Raw genomic sequence first — 26,457 nt, 5'->3', positions numbered from 1 at the left:
GATAAAACCCGTGCAAAATAATAGCGTGGCGCATCGCTTCATCTTCCTCGCCTTCGCAGGCCTATCGCTGCTGGTAGGCCTAGCTGCGGGCGCCACTCTTTTGGGGTTGACCGCCACCCCCGGCGCGTCCTTTGCCGCCGACCACGGACCGCTCATGGTCTTCGGCTTCGTGGGCGGAGCCATCGGACTGGAGCGCACCGTCGCTGTACGCACCTCGTGGGCATGGGCCGGGCCCGTATGCCACGTTGCCGGCGTGCTGGGCATTCTCGCCGGCCTGCCGCGAGCGGTCCCCGCAGTGTGTTTTGCCGCCAGCTTCCTTGTGCTTGGCTTCATTTACGCCACCATCTATCGCCGCCAGGCGAGCCTCGCGATCCTGGTGCAGGCAGCTGGCGTAATCGGGGGAGTAGCAGCCGCTGCACTGTGGGCCATGGGCCCGGGGTTCGCTGCGGCGATGCCGTTGTGTAGCCTCTACGCCGTGGCCACCATCATCGGCGAGCGCATGGAACTAGCGCGCGTCACCATGGCAGGAACCCGCGCCGAAAACTACCTGACCCTCCTAGTTCTGGGGCTGGCGGCGGCCAGCGTCATCTACGTGCTTGCCCCTGCGGTGGGCTATCGCGCCATGGGCTTGGTGCTCATCGCCATCGCTGCGGCCACCGCGCGGGTAGACGTGGCCAAGAATCTGGTGCGCTCTCACGGCCTGCCGCGCTACTCGGCGACGTGCATGTTGGCCGGCTACGGCTGGCTCGCCCTCGGCGGTTACCTCTGGCTGCTGCACGGACAGTCCACCGGCTTTGCCTATGATGCCTCAGTGCACGCCATCTTCTTGGGCTTTGTCATGTCCATGATTTTCGCGCACGCTCCTATCATCTTCACCTCCGTTATCCGCCGCCGATTGCCGTACCACCCGGTGCTCTATGTGCCGGTGGTGCTCTTACATGGCGGCCTCGCATTGCGCATTCTTGCCGATTGCGTCGAGCACACCACTGCCCTCTACACCGGCGGGGTGGTTACGATAATCGCGGTGTTAGTTTTTCTCGCTTGTGGCATTGCCTTGACCGGAAAGGAGGCGCGACGTGCGCATTCATGACGTGTCCCTGGCCGCGCGCGGCCGTTGGCATACCCTGAGCGCCGCCATTATTGGCCTGTGGATCTTTATTGGCCTCGGCGTTCTCATTGCCGCATCCTTGGGCGCTCCTGTGGTGTGGTGGGATATCATCCACCCCTTTACCATTGGCGCTCTGACCACGGCGATCATCGTCTTTTCCACCCATTTCACTGAGGCGTTGACCCGGACTGCGGGTGGGGACTATCGGGGCGTCGGCAGTCGCGTGGGCCTAGTGCAGCTCGGGCTAATCCTGCTGCTCATTGATAGGGCGGGGTATGACTGGGGCCCGCTTGCCGACGCCGCCTCTGCCCTCATCATCGCCGCCCTCACCTGGCACCTGTGGTTCGTCGCGCGGCGCCTACGCGGCTCACTGTCTGGTTCTTTTGCCGTGACCGTGCCTTTTTATATCGCGGCGGCCGTGTTCATGATTGCCTCCGTGGTGCTTGTCATCCTCAGCGGTAATGGGGTAGGCGAGTATTCCCTCCTCGTCGGTGCCCATTCGCGCGGCATGATCTGGGGCTTCGCGTGGCTTACCGTCATCGGCACGGTGGTCACGTTGCTCCCCACACTATCGGCCACCGCGATTTCCCCCACCGCCCGCGCGCGGTGTACTCGCGCGCTCATCGTGCACTGCGTTGGCCTGTCCTTGGCTATGGCGCTCTATGCGCTGGGCCTTACCCGCGCCGCAGGCGTGGCCCAACTGCTCGTGGTCCTCGCGGCGGTGCTCGTCATCAAGCCGGTGCTTGCCACCGTGATGGGCCGCTCGCCGCGGCTGACCACCGCCACCGTTGCCGTCATCGCCGGACTGCTGTGGATGTTGGCGCTGTGTGCCGGTGACGCCATTTCCGCAGCGGTGGGCGCTTACCCGCGCACCATCACGCTGGTTTTGCTGCCCGCCTTCCTCGGTGCCGGCCTCTTGCAGTTGGTCACCGGAGTCCTTCACCACTTGTTACCCATCCTTACCGGCGCACGCCCTGATACCACCGAGCGCACCGGCTACGCCCGTCTGCTGCTCATCAACGTGGGCGGACTGCTGACATTGCTAGGCGCTACCGTGGCCGGGCTTATCATGATGGGGATAGGCCTTGCCACCAACGTTATTGCCGTCGGCCGAGCCATCTACCTACAGAAAAGACTGGAGAGTTAAATGCTGAGCGTTTCTTCCTCACAACCTGCGGAAAAACCCGCGCCGAAGGATTCATCGTGGGCCTCGTGGCTGCTCATCGGCATCGCGCTGGCGGCGGTCATCGCGCTCGCGGTGGTCAATTCCACCGGCAAGGGCACGGAGTCTGCCGCACCGGTATCCTCTGGCGAAACGAAGACCATTGACGTGGGCGTGGATGGTATGGCCTTTACCCCCTCGTCCATCGATATCGACCCCGGCACCCACCTGGTGGTCAACTTCACCAACTCCGGCGACCAAGTCCATGACCTTAAGATTGGCGACGCCGAAACCGGCCGCGTTGACCCAGGCGAGACCGTCCAACTCGACGCCGGAGTCATCGACTCCTCCGAGGAAGGCTATTGCACCATCGCCGGCCACAAGATGCAGGGCATGACCTTCCAGGTCAACGTGGGAGGCGGCGCCGCTGCGGGACATGACCATGCGGTGTCCTCAGCTAGCAATCCGCACGTAGACGTGCCAACTGCCGCCGAACTCGGCGCACAGCGCGACGATTTTTCCGCCTTTGACGCCACCTTGCAGCCGGCCACTGAGACGAAGACGCACAAAGAGACCTGGACGATGACCGAGGAAGTCGTGGAGGTCGCCCCTGGCATCAAGCAGATGCGCTGGCTCTTCAACGGCCAAGCCCCGGGGCCCACCCTGCGTGGCAAGGTGGGCGATAAGTTCGAAATCACCATCAAGAACGAGGGCTCCATGGCCCACTCCATTGACTTCCACGCCGGCGAGGTCAACCCAGATAAGACCATGAAATCCATCCAGCCGGGCGAGGAATTGACCTACAAGTTCACCGCGAACCGCTCCGGCATCTGGATGTATCACTGCTCCACGATGCCCATGTCCCTTCACATCGCCAACGGCATGGCCGGCAATGTCATCATCGATCCGCCGAACCTCAAGCCCGTTGACGCGGAGTATAACTTCATGGCTACCGATGTCTTCCTGGGCGAGGAATCCACCGGCGCCGACGCCCAGCGCGTTGCCGACGGCCGCTTCGACCTGATGGCCTTCAATTACTACCCTGGCCAATATGACGCAGAGCCCATCAAAGCCAAGGTAGGCGATACCGTCCGCCTGTGGTTGACCAACTTAGGCCCCGACCAGCCGCTGAGCTTCCACGTTGTGGGCGAGCAATTCGATACCGCCTACAAGGAAGGCGCCTACCTCATCAAGAATGAGGACTCGACCGGCTCGCAAGCCCTGGACCTCCTCCCGGCGCAAGGAGGATTCGTCGAGATGACCTTCAACGAGCCCGGTACTTATTCCTTTGTCAATCACATCATGACTAACGCGGAGAAGGGCCAGCACGGCAAGTTCATCGTCACCGAGTAGCCCTCCCGCGGTTCGGCCCCTCCCGCCCTTTGCGCTCACCAGCGACCGTTCGTGGTCACATTTGGTGCCCACCGTGAGCGCGAAGGGCGGGTTTCTGTATTGACGCGAGATCGTCCACCCTTCGCGCTCACGGAGGCGGCGATTTCGCGCTTGCTGCGGCTCTCAGTGAGCGCGAAGGGTTGGGAGGTAGCCGCTCGTCCCTTGGCGCTCACGGGCGGAGGCGGTTGGTTAGGTCAGCGGCTGCCGGTGAGCGCGAAGGGCGGTGTGGGGAGTGAACGCAGGAAGCTCGCGCAGCTCCGAACGGGTGTCGTAGTCGCGTTCGGCGCCGGTGCCGGGAATCTCGATGAAGTTGGCGCCATGGATGAGGCGACGGACGGAGACGTTCCGAGCCGTAGGAAGGGAATCGAGCTGAGCTTGGAGCGCGGGAGCGCGCCAGAGGGAACACAGCGGCTGGAGGTAGCCGTCGGCGGCGCGGGTGAGTACGGCATCGGCCGTGGAGGAGGCGAGGGTCGAGCGCAGACGGGGAAGCAGTAGCGGCGAATCGGGGGCATCCACGGCGAAGAGGGCGAGCTCGGAGCAGTGGGATAACGCCTGGGCGCCGGCCGCGATGCCGGCGACAGGACCACCGTAGAGCGGTGACTCGCACACCTGGGGCACGCCGAGGCGATGCGGGGAGACAGTTACGGTCGGGGTGCCGTAGGGAAGCTGGGCGAGCAGGCGGTCGATAAAGCGCGTGCCGTGGACAAAAAGGGAGGCCTTATCGGCGCCGCCCATGCGCCTGCCGTGGCCGCCGGCGAGGATGACCGCGCCGAGCATTAGGACTCCGGGAGGGTGCGGGACCAGTCCCCGGAGCGGCCGCCGGATTTCGCCACGATTCCGCAGCGGCGGATATACGCGGAGCGGTCCACGCCCTTGACCATGTCGATGATGGCGAGCGCGGAAACGTTCACGGCCGTCAGAGCCTCCATTTCCACGCCGGTGCGGTCGGCGGTGCAGACGGTGGCGGAGATGGACACGTGGTCGTCGGCAAGCGTGAGCTCGACTGCGCAGCCGTGTACGCCGATGGTGTGTGCCAAGGGAAGTAGCTCGGGAACCTTCTTGGCGGCCGAAATGCCGGCGATGCGGGCAACGGCGAGGACATCGCCCTTAGGCACGGTGCCATCGCGCAGCGCGGTCATAACCTCGGGTGAGCAGGCGACCTCGCCCTCAGCGGTGGCGGTGCGCACCGTGGGCTGCTTCTCGGTGACGTCGACCATGTAGGCGGCGCCGTCAGAGTTCAGGTGGGTAAATTCCATGGTTACTCCTTAATACAGATAAACGGTGATGTCCTCGCCCATGGCCGGCGGCGCGGAGTCAATGAGGCAATAGCCATTGGTGCCGGCCAGCGACACGATGCGGTGACTGCCGTGGGGCAGGTGCGAGGTGATGGCGGGCCCTGCCTGAAAGTCTACGGTGACGGGAACAATGGTCGGCCGTCCGCGGGAGGTGGGAAGGGGCGAATCCACCCGGGCGCGCAGGTTGACCCGCTGGCGTGGCGCGGGGTGTCCGGACAGTGCGGCGATAAGTGGCCGGGCATAGAGCTGGAAATCGACGAAGGCCGCTACGGGGTTGCCGGGCAAGCACAGCACCGGGGTGTCATTCCACAGGGAGTAGCCCTGCGGGGCACCCGGGCGCTGATCGACGTGCCCGAACCACGCGGAATCCGTGCGCCCGAGTACGGTGTGGACGACGTCGAAGGCGCCGGCGGATACTCCACCTGAGGTGATGATGAGGTCATGGGAGGGGGCTAGCTCATCTAGCGCAGAGGCGAGGTCCGCAGGGGCATCACCCACGTGGACGTGTGCGTTTGCACCTGCAAGGGCAGCGAGCATCGGGCCATTGGAATCCGGTAGTTGGCCGGGGGCGAGCTGCGCGGGGGAAGAGACGAGTTCTTCGCCGGAAGAAATGACCGCGATGCGTGGGCGGCGGTAGGTCGAGATGGAATACACGCCGGCGGAGGTGAGCGCGGCGATGACGGCGGCATCGATAAGCGTGCCGACGGTGGCGATTGGCGCGCCGGGCTGGATGTCCTCGCCGGGGGGACGGATATGCGACTTGGTGGGGGCCTCCGTGATGGTGACCTCGTCCGGAAGTGCTACCGGGCCGGCCGGGGTGGTGGTGTTCTCAACGGGAACGACGAGCATTCCTGCGGTATCGGCCACGGGGGCACCGGTCATGATGCGCACGGCGTGGCCGGCGGGCACATCGATGGGAGCCGCGCCGGCTGGTACATCGCCGGCGACGCGGAGGGTCCATGGTGCGGAGGAGGAAAGATCCGCGGCATGGACGAGGAAGCCATCCATCGCCGAATTGGCATGGGGCGGCACGGGGAAGCGCGCGGTGGCGTCGGCGGCGAGGACGCGGCCGCTGAGGGAGGCGTCGACGGGCGCGGACTCGGCCGGTGGGGTGGAACCCAGCGCGAGTACGGCATCGAGGTGCGCGGAGATGCTGCGGGGCGTGGACATAAGACTCAGGTTAGCCGCCAATGGCGGACATCGGACGGTCTGGTTGGAGAAAGCCCTCGTCATCAATGCCGTGACCGGGCTTTTTGGTCCACATTTCCCCGGCCCAAGCCGCCATGATCTCTGCATCGCTCGCGCCGGAGCGCAGCAGGTCCCGCAGCGGGGTTTCGGAATTGCCAAAGAGGCAATTGCGAATGGCGCCGTCGGTAGTAAGGCGGGTGCGGTCGCAATCGCCGCAGAAGGGGTGGGTGACCGAGGCAATGATGCCCAGCGTGCCGTGCGTGCCATCCGGAGCGCTGACTTCCCACAGGGCGGCGGGGGCGGAACCGCGTGGTTCGCGTGCCGGCGCCATGGAGAAGTGGGTGCGCAGTTGGGCGAGGATATCTTCGGCCGTGACCATGTCCTCGCGGCGCCACCGCTCGCGGGGCCCGAGCGGCATCTGCTCGATGAAGCGGAGCTGGGCGCCGTGGTGGACGGCATAGTCCGCCAGCGGAACGATGTCTTCTTCGTTGACCCCGGGCATGACCACGGCGTTGATCTTGATGGGGTGCAGGCCCGCGGCATCCGCGGCGGCGATGGCCTGCAACACGTGGTCGAGCCGGTCGCGGCGGGTGAGCGCGGCGTAGCGCTCGCGGTCGATGGTGTCGAGCGAGATATTGATGCGGTCGAGCCCGGCCGCGGCGAGGGCGCCGGCGCGCTTTTCTAGGCCAAGCCCGTTGGTGGTCAGCGCGGTGGACGGGGCGCGACCCTGGTCGGTGCGCAGCTCCTTGGTCGCGGTAATAATCTTCTCCAGTGACTTGCGTAGCAGGGGCTCGCCGCCGGTAAAGCGCACTTGGCGGATGCCCAGCTTGCCGACGCCTATGCGGATCAGCCGGATGGTTTCCTCATCGCTCAAGGTTTGCTCTGTGGGCATCCACTCCAAACCTTCGGCCGGCATGCAATAGGTGCAACGCAGGTTGCAGCGATCCGTGAGGGAGACGCGCAGGTCACGGGCTTGGCGTCCATAGCGATCCAGCAGTGCGCGCGTGCCATCAGCGGCCGGTGCAGGTAGATCCGACGGCGGTTTCGCTCGGCCTACGGTAGGCAGGGGCAAGGAAACCACGGGCTGCTGGGAGGAAGAGGTCATTGGTGACAGTCTAAGAGAGGGGACGAGGTACACCAAGCTGCAACGGCGACTGACGCGAATTTATTCCTATTTTTCCCGGCTTAAATCGGCGGCGCCGGTGACGTCGAGCCGCTGGGATTCACCCGGGCCCTTGAGCCGGATGATGTTGTACTCGCCCTCTGCCAGGTGGGCGCGCAAATCTTTCTTATCGAATTTGCCCACGGATGTCTTATCGATGGACTTCACAAAGGTCCAATACTCCGGCAGCATCCAGCTCGGCAGTTCCTTGCGCATGCTGGCGCGCAGGCGCTCCGCAGTCTCGATGGTGGGCGAGGCGCCCTCGGCCAATACTGTGACGGCGAGTGGGCGCTCGACCCATTGCTTATCGGGGTAGCCAATGACGGCGGCCTCGACGACAAGCTCGTCGGACATGATGAGGTTTTCTAGCTGCACGGAATAGATCCATTCGCCGCCGGAGCGAATGACATCGCGGGCGCGGTCCTCCACGGTAAGGAAGCCGTCCTTGGTAACAGAGCCGACGTCGCCAGTGCGCAGCCAGCCATCGGCGGTGAACTTATCCTCCGCGGCCTCGACTTGCTTGCCGCGGAATTCGGAGGCGATTTCGCCCGGCTCAGCGGTGGGCGAGTGGTAGTAGGAACCGGTGACTAGGTTGCCGCGCACCTGCAGCTCGCCGGCATTGCGGTCGGTGCGAGCGACGACTTGCCCGTCGTTGACCACGCGGTATTCCAGTGAGGCGGGGATGCGGCCTTGGGATACGCGGTAGGCCCAGCGGGTATCGCCGGAGGCGCCCTGGGGCGGGCGGGCAACGCTGCCTACGGTGGAGGTTTCCACCATGCCCCACACGTGGACCACATCGACGCCGTAGCGCTCCTCCCACATCTTGATCAGCGTCGGCGGGACGGGGGAGCCGCCGGCGTAGATCTCGGTGAGCGTCATGCGTTCTGGAGGGTGGTGCATGTAGTGGACAAAGAGCTGAATCCAAATGGTGGGCACGCCGTGTGCCACGCGCGGAGAGGTAGCGGCGATGGCTTTGGCTAGGGTGGGGGCGGACACGTCGGCGTCGGGAAGCACCAGCGGGGTGCCCGTCATGAAACAGGTGAAGGGAACGCCCCAGCTGAGCACGTGGCAGATAGGAATGCAGCACAGGAAGGTCTCGCCGTGGGTAATGCACAGCGAGTCTGAGGAACGCAGCTGCATGGCCTCCAAATAGAGAGACCGGTGTGAATACAGCACTCCCTTGGGTGCGCCCGTGGTGCCCGTGGAATAGCACAGCGCCGCGGCCGTGCGCTCATCTAGTTCGGGCCAGTCATAGACGGTAGAGCGGCCGTCGATAAGAGCCTCATAGGAATACACCTCAACCCCGCGGGGGAAAAGGTGAGCAAACTGCTGCGCTGGTTGGGCGCCGGTGATGATGACGCTTCCCACGGAGTCGGTGCCAACGAGCACCTTGCCTAGCTGCTGGGCCAAGCGGGGATCGCACACGATGGCGGAGATTTCCGCATGGTTAATAATGTGGCGGATCTGGTCATTCATCAGCTGCTTATTCAGCGGGGCAAAAATCGCGCCCTTGCAGGCGGTGCCGAACATTACCTCCAAGTGCTCGGCGCAATTCCACATAAAGCTGCCCACGCGCTCATCGCTGGTGATACCCAATTCATCGTGAATGGCGTGGGCGAACGCGGCGGCGCGGGCAGCGATATCGCGGAAGGTAACTTCCTCGGCCGGATCGAATTCCGAGCCGGTGCCCTCACCGTGCCAGGTGGTAACCGTGGTGTCCCCGTGTACCGAGGCACCGTATTCCAAAATGCGGGTCAGGGACAGGGGGATATCCATCATCGTGGAAAGCATGCCTCTACTGTAGCGGTGTCATGGTGCGGGCGTTGCTCCCTATGCGTTATACTTGTTCGCGACTGGTAGGAAACCGGAAAATTTTAGCTCCCCTTTCCTATGCATTCGGGCCCAGAGAAGTAGTTTTGCCCGCAGTCGTTTCTTGATTTCTTCCGGTTCGTGCACTCGCTGTGCGAAGTCTCCACAAGGACACGGAAGAGGCCTCATACTTATTGCCCGGCAGGACGCGCATGCGCCTTGGCACGAGGGCGAGAAGTCCTAGAAAAATACACATTGGCTTCCAGTGCAACGCCGCGAGCATAGGCTGCGGCGGCTCCCGCATAATCGGACCTGGTCAAGCAACGAAAGGATATCCGTGAGCGAAACGGACAACACCGCAGCACAGGATCTTGCATCCCTGAAGCTGCCGGAATTGCGCAAAATGGCCGCAGAGCGCGGCCTACGTGGTGTCTCTGCCCTGCGCAAGGGGGATCTCATCACCGCCATCAAGACCGGACAGGTTCCGCCTAAGGCCAAGGCCAAGGTGGAAAAGGCCGTTCAGGTAGAAAAGGCGGAGAAGCCTGAGACAGCAGATAAGCCGCGCAAAAAAGCGCAGGAAGATGCGCCGCAGAAGGCGGAAAAGCAGGAAGAATCCGGCGAGAAGCAGGATAACCGCCAGCAGAGCTCTGGCGAGGAGCAGCGCTATGAATCGCGCTCCCAGGCCCGCCGCGCTCGCCGCAACCGCGCCCGCCGCCAAGAGCGTCAGGAGCGCCAAGAACGGCAAGAGCGCGAGGAGCGCAACCGCAACGAGGAGCAGGGCGGCGCTAAGGACAACCGCGACAATAGCTCCCAGGATGGCTCCGATAATCAGGGCGAGAAGAATGACCGCGGCGATAATAAGCAGCGCGGCAACCGCCACGAGGACAACAATAACCACGAGCGCGGCAACCGCCGTGGGCGCCGCAATCGCCGCAACCGCCGCGGCCGCGGAAATAACAATGACAATAATGGCGGCAATGATTTGCAGGTCCGCGAGGGCGATGAGCTGCAGGCTGTCGGCGGCATCTTGGACGTCGTAGACAATAATGTCGCTTTCCTGCGCACCACGGGCTACCGCGCCGCGGCTTCCGACGTCTTTGTCAACAACGGCATCGTCCGCCGCCTAGGTCTGCGCTCTGGTGACGCCATTACCGGTCAGGTCAAGGTTTCCGGCCCGACGCATACGCACGGCAATGGCCGCAACCGCCGCAAGTACAATCAGCTGGTGCAGGTCGATACCGTCAACGGCATTGATCCGGAAGGCGCAAAGCAACGCCCGCACTTTAATAAGCTGACCCCGCTGTACCCGAATAAGCGCCTGCGTTTGGAAACGGATCCGAAGATCCTCACCACCCGCGTCATTGACCTCATCATGCCGATTGGTAAGGGCCAGCGCGCGCTTATCGTCTCCCCGCCAAAGGCCGGCAAGACGACGATTCTGCAGAATATCGCCAACGCGATTTCTACCAATAACCCGGAGTGCTACCTCATGGTCGTCCTCGTAGACGAGCGCCCTGAGGAAGTTACGGACATGCAACGCTCCGTCAACGGTGAGGTAATTGCCTCCACCTTTGACCGTCCGCCATCAGAGCACACCTCCGTGGCGGAGCTGGCTATCGAGCGCGCCAAGCGCCTGGTGGAGCAGGGCAAGGACGTCGTGGTCCTGCTGGATTCCATTACCCGCCTCGGCCGTGCTTATAACAATTCCTCCCCGGCTTCTGGCCGCATTCTCTCCGGCGGTGTGGACTCCAATGCGCTCTACCCGCCAAAGCGCTTCCTGGGTGCCGCCCGCAATATCGAAGAGGGCGGTTCGCTGACGATTATCGCCACCGCCATGGTGGAGACTGGCTCTACCGGCGATACCGTCATCTTCGAGGAATTCAAGGGCACGGGCAACGCCGAACTAAAACTGGACCGTGGCATTTCCGAGCGTCGCGTCTTCCCGGCCGTAGACGTCAACCCGTCCGGCACCCGTAAGGACGAACTGCTGCTCGTTCCAGAGGAAGCACGCATCATGACCAAGCTGCGTCGCATCCTCTCCGCCCTGGACTCCCACCAGGCCATTGACCTGCTCATTAAGCAGCTGAAGAAGACCCGCTCCAATGGCGAGTTCTTGATGCAGGTGGCCTCCTCGGCCCCGATGGCTGCGGATAAGGATGAAGAAGATTATGTCTAATCAGGTTTCGCTCGTTGATGACATCGTGTCCGAGTACCAGGGCATTGAGATGCAGATGGCCGATCCGGAAGTAGCCGGCGACCAGAAGCAATTCCGCAAGCTCTCCAAGCGCTACGCGGAGCTGCGCCCCATCATCATGGTTAATGATGAGCTCACCCAGGCGCGCGAGGATCTCGCTGATGCTAAGGAGATGGCCTATGAGGACCATGACTTCCAGGAGGAAGCGGACCGCCTAGAAAAGTCCGTGGAGAGCTTGGAAGAAAAGCTCGCTGACCTGCTCGCGCCGCGCGATGAGCAGGATTCCGAGGACATCATTATGGAAATCAAAGCCGGCGCAGGCGGCGAAGAAGCGGCCCTCTTTGCCGGCGACTTGGCCCGCATGTACGAGCGTTATGCGGACAAGACGGGCTTTAATTGGGAGGTCTTGGGCCTCAATGAGTCCGATTTGGGCGGTGTGAAGGATATGACCATTTCCTTCCGCTCCAAGTCCCCGTCGCGCGATGGTGCATGGTCCGTATTCAAGTTTGAGGGCGGCGTGCACCGCGTGCAACGTGTTCCGGTTACCGAGTCCCAGGGTCGCATTCAGACCTCTGCCGCCGGCGTGCTGGTCTACCCGGAGCCGGAAGAGGTCGAGTCCGTCAATATCGATGACAAGGATATTCGCGTCGACGTCTACCGTTCTTCCGGTAAGGGCGGTCAGGGCGTGAACACCACCGACTCCGCGGTGCGTATTACCCACCTGCCTACTGGGCTTATCGTGACCTGCCAGAAGGAGCGTTCCCAGATTCAGAATAAGGCGCGTGCGCTGCAGGTTCTGCAGGCCCGTCTGGATCAAATGGAGCGCGAGGCCCGCGAGGCTGAGGCCGGCGAGCAGCGGGCCTCTCAGGTGCGCACCATGGACCGTTCCGAGCGTATCCGCACCTATAACTGGCCGGAAAACCGCATCACGGATCACCGCATTGGTTACAAGGCCAATAACTTGGATTCCGTGTTGAACGGTGACATGAATGACCTTATTAAGGCCCTGCAGGACGAAGAGCGCGCTGAGCGCCTCGAGGCCGAGGGGTAAACCAGCGTGGATAACACGTATGGACGGGCGCTGCGCCGCGGGGTGCAGCGCCTTCGTGCTGCCGGGGTGGCCAGCCCTGAATGGGATGCACGCATCATGGCCGCGCACCTAATCCACTGCGGCCACATGGATATCCCGCTCGAACAGTCTCCTATGCGCGGCTTCGACGTGGCCTTTGATGCGCTGCTTCGCCGCCGGGAGGCCCGCGAGCCTTTGCAATACGTACTTGGCAGCGCCTGGTTCGGCCCGCTGGAGCTCAAGGTGGGCCCGGGCGTGTTTATCCCGCGGCCGGAAACCGAGGTTATGGCGGACTGGGCGGTGCGCAATGCCGAAGGCCCGCGGCTGGTTGATTTGTGCACCGGCACGGGCGCGTTGGCGCTCTACCTCCACCACTATCTGCCTGACACGCAGGTGAGGGCAGTTGAGCTTGCCGACGCCGCACTGGCCTACACCCAAGCCAATACCCATAACACCGGGGTAGAGGTCATCCAGGCCGACGCCACGGCCGACGATACTTTGGCGGACTGGAATGGGACCGTGGACCTCCTTGTGACCAACCCGCCCTACGTGCCGGAGACCCCGGATCTTGAACCGGAGGTATATCACGACCCGCATAACGCGGTCTTCGCCGGAGCGGATGGGATGGGGGTCATTACCGGCCTTATTCCGACCATTGCGCGACTTGTGCGCCCGGGCGGCAAGGTGGTCATCGAACACGACGATTCCACGAGCGACGCCGTACAAGCCGCATTGGCCCGACACGGCGGCTTTGAACAGATCGCCGCGCTGCAAGACCTGACAGGAACGCCTCGCTTTGTCACTGCGGTGCGCGGGGTAGACTAGGACACCATTGAGGGCAAGAAGGGGAAAAGATTATGCAAGGAAAGATTTTTAACTGTGCCGATGATGCCGAGCGCGAAGAGGGCATGAACATTGCGGTCAAGGCTGCGCAATCCGGCCGCCTTGTGGTCATGCCCACCGATACGCTCTATGGCCTCGGCTGCGATGCCTTTGATAATGATGCCGTAGCCAACCTCTTGGCCACCAAGCAACGCGGCCCGGATATGCCGGTACCGGTATTGGTGGGTTCCTGGGATACCGTTCGCGGTCTGGTTGCTTCCTATACCGATACCGCGCGTGACTTGGTGGAGGCCTTCTGGCCCGGTGGTCTGTCCATCGTCGTTCCGCAAGCGCCGTCCCTGCCGTGGAACCTCGGCGATACCCGCGGCACCGTGATGCTGCGCATGCCGTTGCATCCCATTGCCATCGAGTTGCTGCGCGAGGTTGGCCCCATGGCTGTCTCCTCTGCCAATATCTCTGGTCACCAGCCGCCGACCACGGCGCTTATGGCCAAGCAGCAGCTTGGTAAAGCCGTGACGGTTTACTTGGATGGGGGAGAGACGGCCGTTGGCAAGCCGTCGACCATCATTGATCTCTCCGGCGAGCGCCCGTACCTGCTGCGCGAAGGAGCGCTCTCGGCCGAGGAAATCGGCGAGGTTATTGGCGTCGACGCGCAGACCCTGCGAACCCGCCCACAGGCTTAAGGGGGAATTCGCGTGAGCGGCAGTGGTGTCCCGCTGCGCGAGCTGGCCCTCGTCATCCTCGTCGCAGCAGCATTTTCGTATCTCACCACCGGTGTGGTGCGCTCGTTTTTGGTGCGCACCGGCCGTTTGGCGGAGATTCGGCTGCGCGACGCCCACACACAGCCCACCCCGCGCATGGGTGGGGTGGCCATGTTTACCGGCTTCGTGGCGGCGATATTCCTCGCAGCCCAGCTTCCAGCCTTGACTCGGGGATTTATGCCCGTTACTCCGGAGATGAATGCGGTGCTGTGGGCGGCCCTGGCGCTCGTGCTTGTCGGAGTGGTTGATGACTTGGTGGAACTGAGTGCGATAGTGAAGCTTTTTGGCCAGCTCTTTGCGGCCACCTTGATGAGCGGGCTGGGCCTTACCTGGACGCTGCTTTTCATCCCTTTTGGCGGCGGCACCACGGTCGTCCTCGACCAATTACAAAGCACCCTGCTCACCGCATTCTTTACCGTTCTGCTCATCAATGCCATCAACTTTGTGGACGGACTCGATGGCCTGGCGGCCGGCCTTGGCATGATTGCGGGCGGGGCAATTCTGGTGTTTTCTTTGACGGTTCTCCACGACCAAGGCGGGGCAGTCTCGGCCTACCCACCCGCCATCATCAGCGCTGCCCTGGTGGGAATGTGCGCTGGATTCTTGCCGCATAACTTCGAACCGTCTCGCATCTTCATGGGGGATTCTGGCTCGATGCTTATCGGTCTTTTGCTCGCTGCGGCCTCGACTTCTGCGTCTGGCAAGATCAACATGTCGCTTTACGGCACGGTGGACATTGTCGCCTTGATGTCGCCCATCATTGTGGTGGTCGCGGCGGTGTTTATTCCAGTCCTGGACCTTGTCTGGGCTGTGATTCGCCGCCTGTCTCAAGGGCGCTCGCCGTTTGCTGCAGATAAGGCGCACATCCATCACCGCCTACTCTCGCTCGGCCATACCCACCGCCGGACTGTGCTGGTGCTCTACCTGTGGGTCTCCGCCGTGGCTTTCGGCGCGGTGTCCTTTTCCATCGTGCCCGCGCCGGTGGCCATCGGCGTCACCATCGTTGCCTTGGTCCTTGCGTTTGCGGCGACCCTGGTACCTTTGCGGCAAGGAAAGATTGGTCCAGCTGCGCGAGGGTCCGTCGTGGTGAAGGAATCCGAGCCCTCGTGAGGTAGGGTGTGTAGCCGTGAGTGAAGCACAAGCGACTACGCAACCCTCGGAATTTGATGACCACCGCCGTCCTTTGCAAAGGGCGGTCAAGCTGGGTGGTCTTGCCCTGCTGGTTATCACGGTGGTCTCCTTAGCCGTCTGGGGCGGTATCAGTGGTCTCCCCGGCATTTGGGGAGTCCTAGTCGGTGCCGCTATCGGTGGCGGCTTCGTCTTATTTACCGCCTTGTCGGTCCTGCTGACTGCCAATACCACTCCCGCCAACACCATGGCCGTGGTGCTGGGCGGTTGGCTGCTCAAGGTCATCGTTTTGGTCATGGTGCTTCTCGTAATCCGAGATATGGATTTCTATGACACTTTGGCACTGTTCGTGACCGTGATGCTGGCCCTTTTTGCCACTTTGGGCACGGAGGTATGGGCCGTCGTTACCTCGCGGGTCACCTACGTCTCGTAGCAGGCAAGTGGCCTTTGTACGGGCCCACCGCTTTTCCTTAAGGAGAGGTGGTGGGCCCTTTTGCTCTGTGTGCATGCAATCGTTTCTGTTGGGGTTACCCCCGTCAAGGTGGGCAAATAGGCAAGTGTGATGAACTCCACGTAGCAGGATTTAGGCAGAATGTGGCCTTTTTGTTGTGAATTTGTGGCGGAATTGAGCCTGCAGTGGCGAAACTAGGGCCGTTAGTGGCCCCCCACGTGCGAAAACTCTTGATCTAACTGATACGCTTTTCTTCGGGTTACCGCGGGCTAGCGCAAAAGCTGGCTTTCGCAGCGGTGAATCCCTGTCTTGCGCACGCTGATGTGCGACGGAGTCCGTGTGTGAGGCAGAGAGTTTGAGACGTCCATCGCACCACACGGCCTTCGACAAGCTGTGTGGCCCGAACACGGGAGAGAACGCTGAGCGTTACAACATTGGCCATGAAGGGTAGCTTCCACGCACCCGAACTGGACCCAGAATTTTTCCCGGGGCACGTAACCGAAGATGGCGGAGTCGTTGACCTCTGGTTGAGTGATTTTGCCAACGGTTGGTTCGCTTTGGATCGCATCATGCTCGTTCGCCTTCTGATGGCGGCCGTGCTGGTGCTCCTATTTGTTGTCGCCTTCAGGAACCCCAAGCTGGTCCCTAAAGGAATTCAAAACGTAGGCGAGCATGCGATTGACTTCGTGCGAGTTCAGATCGCAGAAGACATCTTGGGCAAGAAGGAAGGACGTCGCTTCCTTCCACTTTTGGCCTCTATCTTCTTTGCAGTTTTGTTCTGGAACCTCACAACTATTGTGCCGGGTCTGAACATTTCTCCGAACGCCCGTATCGGTATGCCAATCGTTTTGGCAGCTGTTGCGTATATCGCCATGATTTACGCCGGCGCTAAGCGCTATGGCTTTGGCAAGTTCATCAAGTCCTCGGTGGTTATTCCTAACCTGCCGCCGGCCTTGCACATTCTTGTCGTGCCGATTGAGGCATTCTCTACGTTTGTTATGCGCCCAGTCACCCTGGCTCTTCGTCTTATGGCGAACTTCCTGGCTGGCCACCTCATTTTGGTCCTGTTGTACTCGGCTACGAACTTCTTCTTCTTCCAGTTCAACGCCTGGACCGCAGTGGGTGGCTTGACCCTGGTCGCAGCGGTTCTGTTCACGCTTTACGAGCTTATCGTCATCTTCCTGCAGGCATACATCTTTGCCCTGCTGACGGCGGTATACATCGAATTGTCGTTGCATGCAGATTCGCACTAACAACAACGCGAACCTCGCGGTTAACTAAATACCCCAAAATCAAACCAACACCGCCCCGCAGGACACTCCCGCGGGATATACATTGAAAGGGAACGACTTTCACATGAACGAGATCATCCTGGCTCAGGACGCAGCAACCACCTCCTTCGACGGCCTTCAGTCCCTCGGCTACGGCCTGGCCACCATCGGCCCGGGCCTGGGCATCGGCATCCTCGTTGGCAAGACCGTTGAGGGCATGGCACGCCAGCCTGAGATGGCCGGCCAGCTGCGTACCACCATGTTCCTGGGTATCGCCTTCGTTGAGGCACTTGCCCTCATCGGCCTCGTTGCAGGCTTCCTGTTCTAAAGAACGCTTTACACAAGTAAATCGAACTTTAAGAACGGAGTCCCATGAACAACGTCATTTACTACCTTGCAGCAGAAGGAAGTGAGCACCTGCCGCTGGAGAGCGGCAACTCCATCCTCCTGCCCAAGATGTACGACTTAGTCTGGTCAATCATTCCGTTCGCCATCATCTTGCTGATTTTCGCGAAGTTCGTTCTTCCGAAGTACAGCCAGATGCTGCAGGAGCGTGAAGACCGGATCGAGGGCGGCTTGAAGCGTGCCAAGGCTCAGCAGGCCGAGGCTAAGGCTGCTCTGGAAAAGTACAATGCTCAGCTGGCCGATGCCCGTGCAGAGGCAGCCGAGATCCGCGAGCAGGCGCGCGAGCGCGGTAAGCAGATTGAGGCCGAGGCTAAGACCAACGCGGAAGAAGAGTCCCGCCGCATCGTCGCCAATGGCGAGAAGCAGCTGGAGGCTTCCCGCTCGCAGGTTGTTACTGAGCTGCGTTCCGAAATGGGCCAGAACTCCATCAACCTGGCGGAGAAGATTCTGGGCGGCGAGCTTTCCGACGCCTCTAAGAAGTCCTCCACCATTGATGGCTTCTTGTCCGAGCTCGACTCTGTGGCACCGGCCGGAAAGTAGGCAACTATGAAGGCAGCTAGCCGCGAAGCACTCGCAACCTCACAAACCCGCTTGGATGAGATCCTGGGAGGCGACAACAATGTCGCGACCGCCGCGCAGGCGGGCCTGGATATCTTCGAGGTTGTCGATGTCTTGGATGCAGACCGCGAATTGCGCGTCGCATTCACCGATATCGCCGCCCCGAGCGAGGCACGCAAGTCCCTGGCTGAGACCCTGTTTGGCTCCAAGATTTCCGATGGCGCATTGCGCATCATCCAGGAAGCTGCGGCCGCACAGTGGTCCACCCCGAAGGACTTTGTCAAGGGCTTGGTGTCCCTGGGCCGCCGCGCACTGCTGCGTGGTGCTGAGGCGCAGGGTCAGCTGGGCCAGGTAGAAGACGAGCTCTTCCGCCTGTCCCAGATTCTTGACCGTGAGGGCGAGCTCACCCAGCTGCTTTCCGACCGAACTGCTGATTCCGCCCGCAAGCGCGGATTGCTGGCAAACGTGCTCTACGGCAAGGTCACGATGTTTACTGAGGCCCTGGTGCTTCAGTCCATCTCCCGCCCAGAGCAGAACCCGATCGATGACGTAGCCGCTCTGGCTGATTCTGCAGCTGACCTGCAGGACCGGACCATTGCGCGCGTTACCGCAGCGGGTGAACTAAACGAAGGTCAGCAAGCAGTACTCGCTGAGAAGCTGGGCAAAATTTATGGTCGTGCGATGTCCATTCACTCTGAGGTTGACACCAGCCTCCTCGGTGGCATGCGCATCCGCGTCGGCGATGAAGTCATTGATGGCTCCACGGCAGGCAAGATTGCCCGCCTGCGTGCCCAGATGGCGTAGCCGAAACGACAGAAACGATTTAAGTAAGTGCTGGAAGATACTACCGAGAGCAGGAAGAACATGGCGGAGCTGACGATCTCCTCCGACGAGATCCGTAGTGCGATTGCGAACTACACCTCGAGCTACTCCGCGGAGGCCTCCCGTGAGGAGGTCGGCGTGGTCATTTCGGCAGCTGACGGTATTGCGCAGGTTTCTGGCCTGCCGTCCGTTATGGCGAATGAGCTGCTCGAGTTCCCAGGCGGCGTGATTGGCGTCGCACAGAACCTTGACACTAACTCGATCGGTGTCGTGGTCCTGGGCAACTTCGAGTCCCTCAAGGAGGGCGACGAGGTTAAGAGGACCGGCGAGGTTCTCTCCATCCCAGTGGGCGAGGAATTCCTCGGCCGCGTAATTAACCCATTGGGTCAGCCGATCGACGGCATGGGCCCAATCAACGCTGAAGAGGAGCGCGTCCTCGAGCTGCAGGCACCATCCGTGCTGCAGCGCCAGCCGGTTGAAGAGCCAATGCAGACCGGCATCAAGGCTATCGACGCAATGACCCCGATCGGCCGCGGCCAGCGCCAGCTGGTCATCGGTGACCGTAAGACGGGTAAGACCGCGGTCTGCATCGATACCATTTTGAACCAGAAGGCTAACTGGGAGTCCGGCGACAAGGACAAGCAGGTACGCTGCATCTACGTCGCTATCGGCCAGAAGGGCTCGACCATCGCTGGTGTGCGTCGCACCCTTGAGGAGCACGGTGCACTGGATTACACCACCATCGTGGCCGCACCGGCTTCCGATTCCGCCGGCTTCAAGTGGCTAGCGCCGTTCTCCGGTGCAGCGCTGGGCCAGCACTGGATGTACCAGGGCAACCACGTCTTGGTAATCTACGATGACTTGACCAAGCAGGCTGAGGCCTACCGTGCCATTTCCTTGCTGCTGCGCCGTCCGCCGGGACGCGAGGCATACCCAGGCGATGTGTTCTACCTGCACTCCCGCCTGCTGGAGCGTGCTGCAAAGCTTTCCGACGACATGGGTGCCGGCTCCATGACCGCCCTGCCGATCATCGAGACCAAGGCAAACGACGTCGGCGCCTTCATTCCGACTAACGTCATTTCCATTACTGACGGCCAGGTCTTCTTGGAGTCCGACCTGTTCAACCGGGGCGTTCGCCCGGCTATTAACGTCGGTGTTTCCGTCTCCCGTGTCGGTGGCGCTGCACAGACCAAGGGCATGAAGAAGGTCGCCGGTAACCTGCGTCTGGACCTGGCTTCCTACCGTGACCTGCAGGCCTTCGCGGCATTCGCATCTGACCTTGATGCTGCCTCCAAGGCTCAGTTGGAGCGCGGTTCCCGTCTGGTCGAGCTGCTGAAGCAGTCGGAGTCCTCCCCGCAGCCGGTGGAGTACCAGATGGTGTCCATCTACCTCGCCGAGGCTGGCATCTTCGACGTCGTTCCCGTTGAAGACGTCCGCCGCTTCGAGGACGAGGTGCACGAGTACCTCAATGCCAATACCCCAGAGGTCTTTGAGCAGATTTCCGGCGGCAAGCCGCTGACCGATGAGTCCAAGGACGCATTGGTTGCGGCAGCTAAGGACTTCCAGCCGACCTTCCGCACCTCCGAGGGCCACAACCTAGGCTCCGAGGCGCCGGTAGAGCCGTTGGATGAAAGCGACGTAAAGAACACCGAGCTCAACGTCTCCCGCAAGACGGCTAAGTAGAGTTCAGAACTCAAAACTAACCGTCTAGATTAAAGAAGGGAGGAGAAACGATGGCTACTCTTCGCGAACTACGTGACCGCATCCGGTCCGTCAATTCGACTAAGAAGATCACCAAGGCCCAGGAGCTCATTGCTACCTCGCGCATTACCAAGGCGCAGGCTAGGGTAGAGGCCTCACAGCCGTACGCGGCTGAGATGACCAGCATGATGAACAAGCTGGCTGCGGCTTCTACGTTGGAGCATGACATGCTGCGTGAGCGTGAAGACGGAAACGTCGCCGCCATCCTCGTGGTCACTTCTGACCGCGGTATGTGCGGTGGCTACAACAACAACGTCTTCAAGAAGGCGGCACAGCTGCAAGCTCTCCTGGAAAGCAAGGGCTACGAGGTAGTTCGCTACGTTACCGGTAATAAGGGCATCGGCCACTACAAGTTCCGCGAGGACGAGGTAGTTGGCAGCTGGGGCGGTTTCTCTCAGGATCCTACCTGGGAGACCACCCACGATGTGCGCCGTCACTTGATTGATGGCTTTGTTGCTGGTTCTCATGGCACTACTAAGGGCCGCGACGGCCTGCATGCGCAGGGTGAGGGCGCCGGTGTACGTGGCTTTGACCAGGTACACGTTGTCTACACTGAGTTTGAGTCCATGCTGACCCAGACTGCGCGTGCTCAGCAGCTGTTGCCAGTTCAGCCGGTTATTCAGGATGAGGAGTATCACCTCGGTGAATCCGCTCTGACTGACTCCGAGTCTGCGGACGATGTCGCCGCAGGATTCGAGTTTGAGCCAGACGCAGATACGCTGATGGAAGCGCTGCTTCCGCAGTACGTCTCGCGTATCCTGTTTGCTATGTTCTTGGAAGCTTCTGCTTCCGAGTCCGCTGCACGCCGTACAGCTATGAAGTCTGCTACTGACAACGCAACCGAGATGGTCGAGGACCTCTCTCGCGTGGCTAACCAGGCCCGTCAGGCACAGATTACCCAGGAAATTTCAGAGATCGTCGGTGGCGCTGGCGCGCTATCTGACAGCGCAGAAAGTGACTAGATTATGACTACAGCTCTGCAAGAGCAGAATGCACAGTCTTCGGCAGTCGCCGGTCGTGTCGTGCGCGTCATCGGTCCGGTTGTGGACGTGGAATTCCCACGTGAGGCACTGCCGGCCCTGTACAACGCACTGCACGTCGACATTAAGCTCGAAGCTGTTGCAAAGACCGTCACCCTCGAGGTCGCTCAGCACCTCGGTGACCGGCCTCGTCCGCGGTGCCGAGGTCATCGACTCCGGAAAGCCAATTTCCGTGCCGGTCGGCGACGTCGTCAAGGGCCACGTCTTCAACGCCCTCGGTGACTGCCTCGACGAGCCGGGTCTCGGCCGCGATGGTGAGCAGTGGGGCATCCACCGCGAGCCGCCAGCGTTCGACCAGCTTGAGGGTAAGACCGAGATTCTGGAGACCGGCATTAAGGTCATTGACTTGCTGACCCCGTACGTTAAGGGCGGCAAGATTGGCCTCTTCGGCGGCGCAGGTGTGGGTAAGACCGTTCTCATTCAGGAGATGATTACCCGTATCGCCCGTGAGTTCTCCGGTACCTCCGTCTTCGCCGGTGTCGGCGAGCGTACCCGTGAGGGCACCGACCTCTTCCTGGAGATGGAAGAGATGGGCGTGCTGCAAGATACCGCACTTGTCTTCGGCCAGATGGATGAGCCGCCAGGAGTCCGTATGCGCGTGGCTCTGTCCGGCCTGACTATGGCGGAGTACTTCCGCGATGTGCAGAACCAGGACGTGCTGCTGTTCATCGACAATATCTTCCGTTTCACCCAGGCGGGCTCTGAGGTTTCGACCCTGCTGGGTCGTATGCCTTCCGCTGTGGGCTACCAGCCAACCCTGGCTGATGAGATGGGTGTCCTGCAGGAGCGCATTACCTCGACCAAGGGCCGTTCCATTACGTCCCTGCAGGCCGTTTACGTTCCTGCGGATGACTACACCGACCCGGCTCCAGCAACGACGTTCGCTCACCTGGACGCCACCACCGAGCTGGACCGTGCTATTGCTTCCAAGGGTATTTACCCAGCAGTGAACCCGCTGACCTCTACCTCTCGTATCCTCGAGCCGGGTATCGTTGGCGAGAAGCACTACGAGGTTGCACAGCGCGTCATCGGTATTCTGCAGAAGAACAAGGAACTCCAGGACATCATCGCCATCCTTGGTATGGACGAGCTGTCCGAGGAGGATAAGGTCACCGTTCAGCGTGCCCGCCGTATCGAGCGCTTCTTGGGCCAGAACTTCTTCGTCGCACAGAAGTTCACCGGCCTGCCGGGCTCTTACGTGCCGCTGTCTGAGACCATCGATGCTTTCGAGCGCATCTGCGATGGCGAGTTTGACCACTACCCAGAGCAGGCTTTCAACGGCTTGGGTGGCTTGGACGACGTCAAGGCTGCATACGAGAAGTTGAACGAGAAGTAGGGAGAGGCACATGGCTGACATCACCGCCGAATTGGTTTCCGTCGAGCGCCTGCTGTGGTCTGGACAGGCCTCCATGGTCACGGCTGAGACCACCGAGGGTGAGATCGGCGTGCTTCCCGGTCACGAGCCAATGATCGGTCAGCTGATCGATAATGGCGTGGTGACCATCCACCCAGTGGACGGCGAGCGCCGCGTCGCCGCTGTGCAGGGTGGTTTCCTCTCCGTTACCCAGGACAAGATTACCGTCCTCGCTGATTGGGCCATCTGGTCCGATGAGGTGGATGAGGAGAAGGCTCAGAAGGATGTCGCTTCTGAGCACGAGCTCACCAAGTCCCGTGGCGAGGCCGCACAGCGTGCAGTTCGCCGCGCCAAGGCTTAATACCTTGGATTGGTAGGAGAGGGCAGCAATAGCCGCCCTTCCTGCTCTCTTAAGGCGCATCGGTTTATAGCCGGTGCGCCTTCTTCGTTTTTTCTTTGCCTATTCTTATTGGCATACTGGGACCGCTAGGCGCTACAATTCAAGAAATCAGTATCTCCACAGAGCGAGGATGGCGTGAATTAGCCCATGAATTCAACGTTTGTTGCAGTGCTTCTGTGGGCCCTCGGAGTGGCCCTGTTATTAGTCCTCTTTTTGGCGGCGCTCCGGTTTTTTACTATCCGCTCTCGCGGTACCTCTGTGCTTTTGCGCCGTTATCCTGCCAGAAACTCCCTTTCCTGGCGCCATGGTTCGTTGCGTTATGAAGGCGAATTTGTGGAGTATTTCAAGCTCCGTTCTGTCTCTCCGCGCTGCGATCTGCGCATCAATCGCCTCGACATCGAAGTAGTGAGCACCCGCCCGCTTGATGATGACGAGGCTTCTTTTATGTCCGCTGCCACCGAGGTCGTTCGCTTTCGGGCCAAGGGGAAAGAATATGAGCTGGCGTCCGACGCACACGGCATCATGGCCTTCGGGGCGTGGGTAGAAGCCGCTCCATCAAAGCGCCAGCAGCGCTTTGACTTCCGGGAATTGCGCGAGCGTGCTACCCGTCAATCCAAACGATAACTCCACCCGCTAGGGTAGAGAACATGCGTTTAGTAATCGCCCGATGCTCAGTAGATTACGTGGGCCGCTTGGATGCCCACCTGCCGATGGCAGACCGCCTGCTCATCGTCAAAGCGGACGGTTCCGTGTCCGTACATGCCGACGACCGCGCTTATAAGCCGCTTAACTGGATGACACCCCCGTGCACCCTGAAGGAGTCAGCGATTGAGGACCTCGACGGGGAAGACACCGGCGAAGTTTTGTGGCTGGTGGAAAACCCCAAGGGCGAGCAGTTGCGTATCACCATTGCTGAGATTCATGAAGAAATCTCCTATGAGATGGGCGAGGATCCAGGCCTAGTCAAGGATGGCGTCGAAGCTCACTTACAAGAGCTCTTGGCGGACCAGATTGATACCTTGGGCGAGCGCTACACTTTGGTGCGCCGCGAATATCCCACGGCCATCGGTCCTGTGGATATTATGGCTAAGGATGAGAACAAAAATAACGTCGCCATCGAGGTAAAGCGCCGCGGTGGCATTGATGGCGTAGAACAGCTGACACGGTATCTAGAGCTGCTTAACCGCGATGAGCTTCTCGCCCCTGTGTCCGGTGTATTTGCGGCCCAGGAAATCAAGCCGCAAGCTCGTACCTTGGCTGAGGACCGCGGCATTCGGTGCGTCGTACTGGATTACCAAGAGCTGCGTGGGCTTGAGTCTAATGAATTGCGGCTGTTCTAATGCCACGGCGAAATAGGCGCAAACCCGTAGAAGTTCGATCCCTACCTAAGGACGGCTCAACCTTCCTGGGCTCGCAAACGGTCGAGGGACCAAGCTGGACACACGGCGAACCCTACGTCATGCGGCATATCGGTTCTGCTCGCGCTCAGAAGTACTACTTGTGCCCTGGCTGTAACCAAAACATTCCGCCCGGGGTGGCGCACATCGTCGCCTGGCCGCGGGACGTGGGCCGCCAGGGCGACGATCGCCGGCATTGGCACCGCCACTGTTGGGAGCGTAGGTAGACTAGCGGGCATGATTGTTGCATTTTCTGTAGCCCCTGCGGTGGTCAATAATGACTCCCAAGAAATGGCCGATGCCGTGTCCGAGGCTGTGCGCGTGGTCCGCGAATCCGGCCTGCCCAACGAGACTAATGCCATGTTCACCTTGCTAGAAGGCGAATGGGACGAGGTCTTTGACACGATTAAAAAGGCCACTGATGCAGTGCGTGCGGTTTCCCCACGCACTTCTTTGGTGGTCAAGGCCGATATTCGCGAAGGCGTAACTAATCAGCTAACGGACAAAGTAGATGCGGTTAACCGCCGCCTTGCAAAGGAGGACTAGATGACTTCACCAAATAATGCTTATGTAGGAGGAGCGCTCGACCTCAGCCAGGTCAAGGCGAGAGCCGAGGCCCGGCAGAAGGCGCAGGAATCGCCGCAGACAAGTGCCGGCGGCGTCCAGTCCTTCTTCACGGTGACCGAGGCCAACTTCGATCAAGATGTGGTTCGCCGGTCTACGGAAGTTCCGGTCGTGGTCCTCATCGGTACTGCTCGTTCTACCCAGTCGGAGCAGTTGAAGACTGACCTTGCGGATTTGGCCGCGCAAGGAAACTTGAGCTTCTTGGTTGCTTACGTGGATGCGGATGCTACTCCGCAGGTTGCGCAGGCCTTTGGTGTTAAGAATCTGCCGACAGTCGTGGCCTTGGGTGCTGGGCAGCCACTGACGAACTTTGAGGGTGCGCAACCCAAAGACGCCCTAAAACAATGGGTCGATACCCTGGTGCACAATGTTGGACCACAGCTGAAGGGCCTGCAAGGCAATGAGGCATCGGCACAGCCACAAGAGGAAGAAGAGGATCCGCGTCTCCAGGAAGCAGAAAGCTTCTTGAACGCCGGCGACTTTGATGGCGCTCTCAACGTCTACAACTCCATCTTGGAATCCGAGCCCGATAATGTGCAGATCAAACAGGCGCGCGACACCACAGTCTTGCTCCAGCGCCTCGATCCTGCCAACCAGACCGAGGACCCGATTGCGGCCGCGGAAGGAGATAAAGGGGACGTCGATAAGCAAATGCGAGCTGCCGACGCCGAAGTGGTTGCCGGCGCCCCAGAAAAAGCCTTTGATCGCCTCATCGAGACGATGAAGACAACGGCTGGTGATGAGAAAGCGCGCGTGCGCGAGCGCTTGCTGGAGCTCTTCGGACTCTTTGAGGGGAATGACCCGCGCGTGATGGAAGCTCGCACCAAGCTGGCAAGTGCCTTGTACTAGCTCGGTAGTATAAAAGCATGACTTCAGTGCTTTTCCTGTGTAATACAAACCGTGGCAAGTCGCAGATGGCTGCGGCGCTAGCCGCCAAGCATGCGCCTGACTGGGATATTTACTCGGCTGGGGTGCAAACTACCCCGGAGCATACCCAGCAGGGCATCAATCAAGAAGCCAAAGCTTCCCTCGAGAAGGTGGGGGCAGAAATGACTGGTACCCCTGCTCTAGTGGATCCCCACCTGGCTGCCGCTGTCGACCACGTCATCGTAGTAGGTGATGCGAAATATGAGGGGCCAGCGCAGCGGTGGGACATCGAGGATCCTTCGCTGCGTGGTTTGGAGGGTGAAGAGCGCATGGACGCGTTGCGCGATGACATAGATGCTCGCGTAGCTGAGTTCGTGCGCGCCCAGCGATAACCCT

Annotated in this window: 27 protein-coding genes and 1 pseudogene; 23 read left to right on the top strand and 5 right to left on the bottom strand. The window is 60.9% G+C overall.

Translation table 11 applies throughout. The features are described from left to right. Window positions 1-10 precede the first annotated feature (10 nt). From BKN05_RS08220 to BKN05_RS08210, 3 genes are read left to right on the top strand one after another with little or no spacing between them, the layout of a single operon-like run. Window positions 11-1,090 carry a DUF8744 domain-containing protein gene (locus tag BKN05_RS08220; protein ID WP_286688398.1) on the top strand — a complete coding sequence of 360 codons (1,080 nt, stop codon included), beginning with the start codon at window positions 11-13 and terminating at the stop codon, window positions 1,088-1,090. Beyond that, entirely contained in the window at window positions 1,077-2,255 is a 1,179-nt protein-coding gene (locus tag BKN05_RS08215) for a beta-carotene 15,15'-monooxygenase (RefSeq protein ID WP_286688397.1), read from the top strand. The genes BKN05_RS08220 and BKN05_RS08215 overlap by 14 nt, the downstream gene beginning before the upstream one ends. After that, window positions 2,256-3,623, top strand: a complete 1,368-nt coding sequence (locus tag BKN05_RS08210) for a multicopper oxidase domain-containing protein (RefSeq protein ID WP_286688396.1) — start codon at window positions 2,256-2,258, stop codon at window positions 3,621-3,623. Between the two features lie 228 nt (window positions 3,624-3,851). Here BKN05_RS08210 and mobA read toward each other — a convergent pair whose 3' ends face one another. The 5 genes from mobA to BKN05_RS08185 form a co-directional block, all read right to left on the bottom strand. Next, a complete protein-coding gene (gene mobA / locus BKN05_RS08205) occupies window positions 3,852-4,439 on the bottom strand; it encodes a molybdenum cofactor guanylyltransferase (RefSeq protein WP_286688395.1) in 588 nt (195 codons plus the stop codon). Beyond that, a complete protein-coding gene (gene moaC / locus BKN05_RS08200) occupies window positions 4,439-4,918 on the bottom strand; it encodes a cyclic pyranopterin monophosphate synthase MoaC (RefSeq protein WP_286688394.1) in 480 nt (159 codons plus the stop codon). The genes mobA and moaC overlap by 1 nt, the downstream gene beginning before the upstream one ends. Window positions 4,919-4,927: 9 nt before the next feature. Beyond that, window positions 4,928-6,127, bottom strand: a complete 1,200-nt coding sequence (locus BKN05_RS08195; RefSeq protein WP_286688393.1) for a molybdopterin molybdotransferase MoeA — start codon at window positions 6,125-6,127, stop codon at window positions 4,928-4,930. Window positions 6,128-6,137: 10 nt separating this feature from the next. Further along, window positions 6,138-7,250 carry a GTP 3',8-cyclase MoaA gene (gene moaA / locus BKN05_RS08190; RefSeq protein WP_286688392.1) on the bottom strand — a complete coding sequence of 371 codons (1,113 nt, stop codon included), beginning with the start codon at window positions 7,248-7,250 and terminating at the stop codon, window positions 6,138-6,140. Between the two features lie 66 nt (window positions 7,251-7,316). After that, window positions 7,317-9,098, bottom strand: coding sequence for a long-chain fatty-acid--CoA ligase (locus BKN05_RS08185; RefSeq protein ID WP_286688391.1), 1,782 nt, complete (start codon window positions 9,096-9,098; stop codon window positions 7,317-7,319). 355 nt (window positions 9,099-9,453) lie between these two features. Between BKN05_RS08185 and rho the strand changes: the two genes are divergently transcribed. The 20 genes and pseudogenes from rho to BKN05_RS08085 all read left to right on the top strand — a co-directional run bounded on the left by rho (window position 9,454) and on the right by BKN05_RS08085 (window position 26,453). Further along, window positions 9,454-11,292: a transcription termination factor Rho gene (gene rho, locus BKN05_RS08180; RefSeq protein WP_286688390.1), complete on the top strand. Its 1,839-nt coding sequence runs from the start codon at window positions 9,454-9,456 to the stop codon at window positions 11,290-11,292. Continuing rightward, entirely contained in the window at window positions 11,285-12,361 is a 1,077-nt protein-coding gene (gene prfA, locus BKN05_RS08175) for a peptide chain release factor 1 (protein ID WP_225747095.1), read from the top strand. The genes rho and prfA overlap by 8 nt, the downstream gene beginning before the upstream one ends. A gap of 6 nt (window positions 12,362-12,367) precedes the next feature. Then, complete coding sequence (gene prmC / locus BKN05_RS08170) at window positions 12,368-13,204, top strand: peptide chain release factor N(5)-glutamine methyltransferase (RefSeq protein ID WP_225747094.1); 837 nt, start codon at window positions 12,368-12,370, stop codon at window positions 13,202-13,204. Window positions 13,205-13,236: 32 nt separating this feature from the next. Next, window positions 13,237-13,905: an L-threonylcarbamoyladenylate synthase gene (locus BKN05_RS08165; RefSeq protein ID WP_005327639.1), complete on the top strand. Its 669-nt coding sequence runs from the start codon at window positions 13,237-13,239 to the stop codon at window positions 13,903-13,905. Window positions 13,906-13,917: 12 nt separating this feature from the next. After that, window positions 13,918-15,093 (top strand): MraY family glycosyltransferase, encoded by a 1,176-nt coding sequence (locus tag BKN05_RS08160; RefSeq protein ID WP_286688389.1) that lies wholly within the window; start codon window positions 13,918-13,920, stop codon window positions 15,091-15,093. Window positions 15,094-15,109: 16 nt separating this feature from the next. Continuing rightward, a complete protein-coding gene (locus BKN05_RS08155) occupies window positions 15,110-15,544 on the top strand; it encodes a Cg1360 family ATP-synthase-associated protein (RefSeq protein ID WP_286688388.1) in 435 nt (144 codons plus the stop codon). A 458-nt stretch (window positions 15,545-16,002) separates the two neighbouring features. After that, window positions 16,003-16,815 carry a F0F1 ATP synthase subunit A gene (gene atpB, locus BKN05_RS08150; RefSeq protein ID WP_049378380.1) on the top strand — a complete coding sequence of 271 codons (813 nt, stop codon included), beginning with the start codon at window positions 16,003-16,005 and terminating at the stop codon, window positions 16,813-16,815. 103 nt (window positions 16,816-16,918) lie between these two features. Continuing rightward, entirely contained in the window at window positions 16,919-17,161 is a 243-nt protein-coding gene (locus BKN05_RS08145) for an ATP synthase F0 subunit C (RefSeq protein WP_049361381.1), read from the top strand. Window positions 17,162-17,205: 44 nt separating this feature from the next. Then, window positions 17,206-17,778, top strand: a complete 573-nt coding sequence (locus BKN05_RS08140; RefSeq protein WP_049361380.1) for a F0F1 ATP synthase subunit B — start codon at window positions 17,206-17,208, stop codon at window positions 17,776-17,778. A 6-nt stretch (window positions 17,779-17,784) separates the two neighbouring features. Next, the gene (locus BKN05_RS08135; RefSeq protein ID WP_284810526.1) at window positions 17,785-18,600 is read left to right on the top strand and encodes a F0F1 ATP synthase subunit delta; all 816 of its coding nucleotides are present in this window, start codon (window positions 17,785-17,787) and stop codon (window positions 18,598-18,600) included. A 60-nt stretch (window positions 18,601-18,660) separates the two neighbouring features. After that, window positions 18,661-20,301, top strand: a complete 1,641-nt coding sequence (gene atpA, locus BKN05_RS08130) for a F0F1 ATP synthase subunit alpha (RefSeq protein ID WP_286688408.1) — start codon at window positions 18,661-18,663, stop codon at window positions 20,299-20,301. 50 nt (window positions 20,302-20,351) lie between these two features. Further along, window positions 20,352-21,341, top strand: a complete 990-nt coding sequence (locus BKN05_RS08125; protein WP_049378383.1) for a F0F1 ATP synthase subunit gamma — start codon at window positions 20,352-20,354, stop codon at window positions 21,339-21,341. A gap of 3 nt (window positions 21,342-21,344) precedes the next feature. Further along, window positions 21,345-22,755, top strand: a pseudogene (atpD, locus tag BKN05_RS08120) (F0F1 ATP synthase subunit beta). A 10-nt stretch (window positions 22,756-22,765) separates the two neighbouring features. After that, complete coding sequence (locus BKN05_RS08115) at window positions 22,766-23,134, top strand: F0F1 ATP synthase subunit epsilon (RefSeq protein ID WP_049378384.1); 369 nt, start codon at window positions 22,766-22,768, stop codon at window positions 23,132-23,134. Window positions 23,135-23,320: 186 nt separating this feature from the next. Then, window positions 23,321-23,797, top strand: a complete 477-nt coding sequence (locus BKN05_RS08110) for a DUF2550 domain-containing protein (RefSeq protein WP_286688387.1) — start codon at window positions 23,321-23,323, stop codon at window positions 23,795-23,797. A gap of 23 nt (window positions 23,798-23,820) precedes the next feature. Next, a complete protein-coding gene (gene nucS / locus BKN05_RS08105; RefSeq protein ID WP_284836470.1) occupies window positions 23,821-24,513 on the top strand; it encodes an endonuclease NucS in 693 nt (230 codons plus the stop codon). Continuing rightward, on the top strand, window positions 24,513-24,797 hold the full coding sequence (locus BKN05_RS08100) for an Rv1322 family protein (protein WP_225747088.1): 285 nt from the start codon (window positions 24,513-24,515) through the stop codon (window positions 24,795-24,797). The genes nucS and BKN05_RS08100 overlap by 1 nt, the downstream gene beginning before the upstream one ends. A 10-nt stretch (window positions 24,798-24,807) precedes the next feature. Continuing rightward, entirely contained in the window at window positions 24,808-25,116 is a 309-nt protein-coding gene (locus BKN05_RS08095; RefSeq protein WP_005323373.1) for a thiamine-binding protein, read from the top strand. After that, entirely contained in the window at window positions 25,117-26,043 is a 927-nt protein-coding gene (locus BKN05_RS08090; protein WP_225747087.1) for a tetratricopeptide repeat protein, read from the top strand. It abuts the gene before it with no gap. A 17-nt stretch (window positions 26,044-26,060) separates the two neighbouring features. Next, window positions 26,061-26,453 (top strand): arsenate reductase/protein-tyrosine-phosphatase family protein, encoded by a 393-nt coding sequence (locus BKN05_RS08085; protein WP_225747086.1) that lies wholly within the window; start codon window positions 26,061-26,063, stop codon window positions 26,451-26,453. Window positions 26,454-26,457 lie beyond the last annotated feature (4 nt).

The sequence above is a fragment of the Corynebacterium sp. S5S1 genome (assembly GCF_001913985.1).
Taxonomy (GTDB): domain Bacteria; phylum Actinomycetota; class Actinomycetes; order Mycobacteriales; family Mycobacteriaceae; genus Corynebacterium; species Corynebacterium marquesiae.
This window is presented reverse-complemented; position numbering and strand designations above follow the sequence as displayed.

Coding starts and splice junctions, on each gene's coding strand:
- BKN05_RS08210 (WP_286688396.1), top strand. CDS start 2,256: ATGCTGAGCGTTTCTTCCTCACAACCTGCGGAAAAACCCGCGCCGAAG.
- mobA (WP_286688395.1), bottom strand. CDS start 4,439: ATGCTCGGCGCGGTCATCCTCGCCGGCGGCCACGGCAGGCGCATGGGC.
- moaC (WP_286688394.1), bottom strand. CDS start 4,918: ATGGAATTTACCCACCTGAACTCTGACGGCGCCGCCTACATGGTCGAC.
- BKN05_RS08195 (WP_286688393.1), bottom strand. CDS start 6,127: ATGTCCACGCCCCGCAGCATCTCCGCGCACCTCGATGCCGTACTCGCG.
- moaA (WP_286688392.1), bottom strand. CDS start 7,250: ATGACCTCTTCCTCCCAGCAGCCCGTGGTTTCCTTGCCCCTGCCTACC.
- BKN05_RS08185 (WP_286688391.1), bottom strand. CDS start 9,098: ATGCTTTCCACGATGATGGATATCCCCCTGTCCCTGACCCGCATTTTG.
- prfA (WP_225747095.1), top strand. CDS start 11,285: ATGTCTAATCAGGTTTCGCTCGTTGATGACATCGTGTCCGAGTACCAG.
- BKN05_RS08165 (WP_005327639.1), top strand. CDS start 13,237: ATGCAAGGAAAGATTTTTAACTGTGCCGATGATGCCGAGCGCGAAGAG.
- atpB (WP_049378380.1), top strand. CDS start 16,003: ATGAAGGGTAGCTTCCACGCACCCGAACTGGACCCAGAATTTTTCCCG.
- BKN05_RS08145 (WP_049361381.1), top strand. CDS start 16,919: ATGAACGAGATCATCCTGGCTCAGGACGCAGCAACCACCTCCTTCGAC.
- BKN05_RS08140 (WP_049361380.1), top strand. CDS start 17,206: ATGAACAACGTCATTTACTACCTTGCAGCAGAAGGAAGTGAGCACCTG.
- BKN05_RS08135 (WP_284810526.1), top strand. CDS start 17,785: ATGAAGGCAGCTAGCCGCGAAGCACTCGCAACCTCACAAACCCGCTTG.
- atpA (WP_286688408.1), top strand. CDS start 18,661: ATGGCGGAGCTGACGATCTCCTCCGACGAGATCCGTAGTGCGATTGCG.
- BKN05_RS08125 (WP_049378383.1), top strand. CDS start 20,352: ATGGCTACTCTTCGCGAACTACGTGACCGCATCCGGTCCGTCAATTCG.
- BKN05_RS08115 (WP_049378384.1), top strand. CDS start 22,766: ATGGCTGACATCACCGCCGAATTGGTTTCCGTCGAGCGCCTGCTGTGG.
- BKN05_RS08110 (WP_286688387.1), top strand. CDS start 23,321: ATGAATTCAACGTTTGTTGCAGTGCTTCTGTGGGCCCTCGGAGTGGCC.
- nucS (WP_284836470.1), top strand. CDS start 23,821: ATGCGTTTAGTAATCGCCCGATGCTCAGTAGATTACGTGGGCCGCTTG.
- BKN05_RS08100 (WP_225747088.1), top strand. CDS start 24,513: ATGCCACGGCGAAATAGGCGCAAACCCGTAGAAGTTCGATCCCTACCT.
- BKN05_RS08095 (WP_005323373.1), top strand. CDS start 24,808: ATGATTGTTGCATTTTCTGTAGCCCCTGCGGTGGTCAATAATGACTCC.
- BKN05_RS08090 (WP_225747087.1), top strand. CDS start 25,117: ATGACTTCACCAAATAATGCTTATGTAGGAGGAGCGCTCGACCTCAGC.
- BKN05_RS08085 (WP_225747086.1), top strand. CDS start 26,061: ATGACTTCAGTGCTTTTCCTGTGTAATACAAACCGTGGCAAGTCGCAG.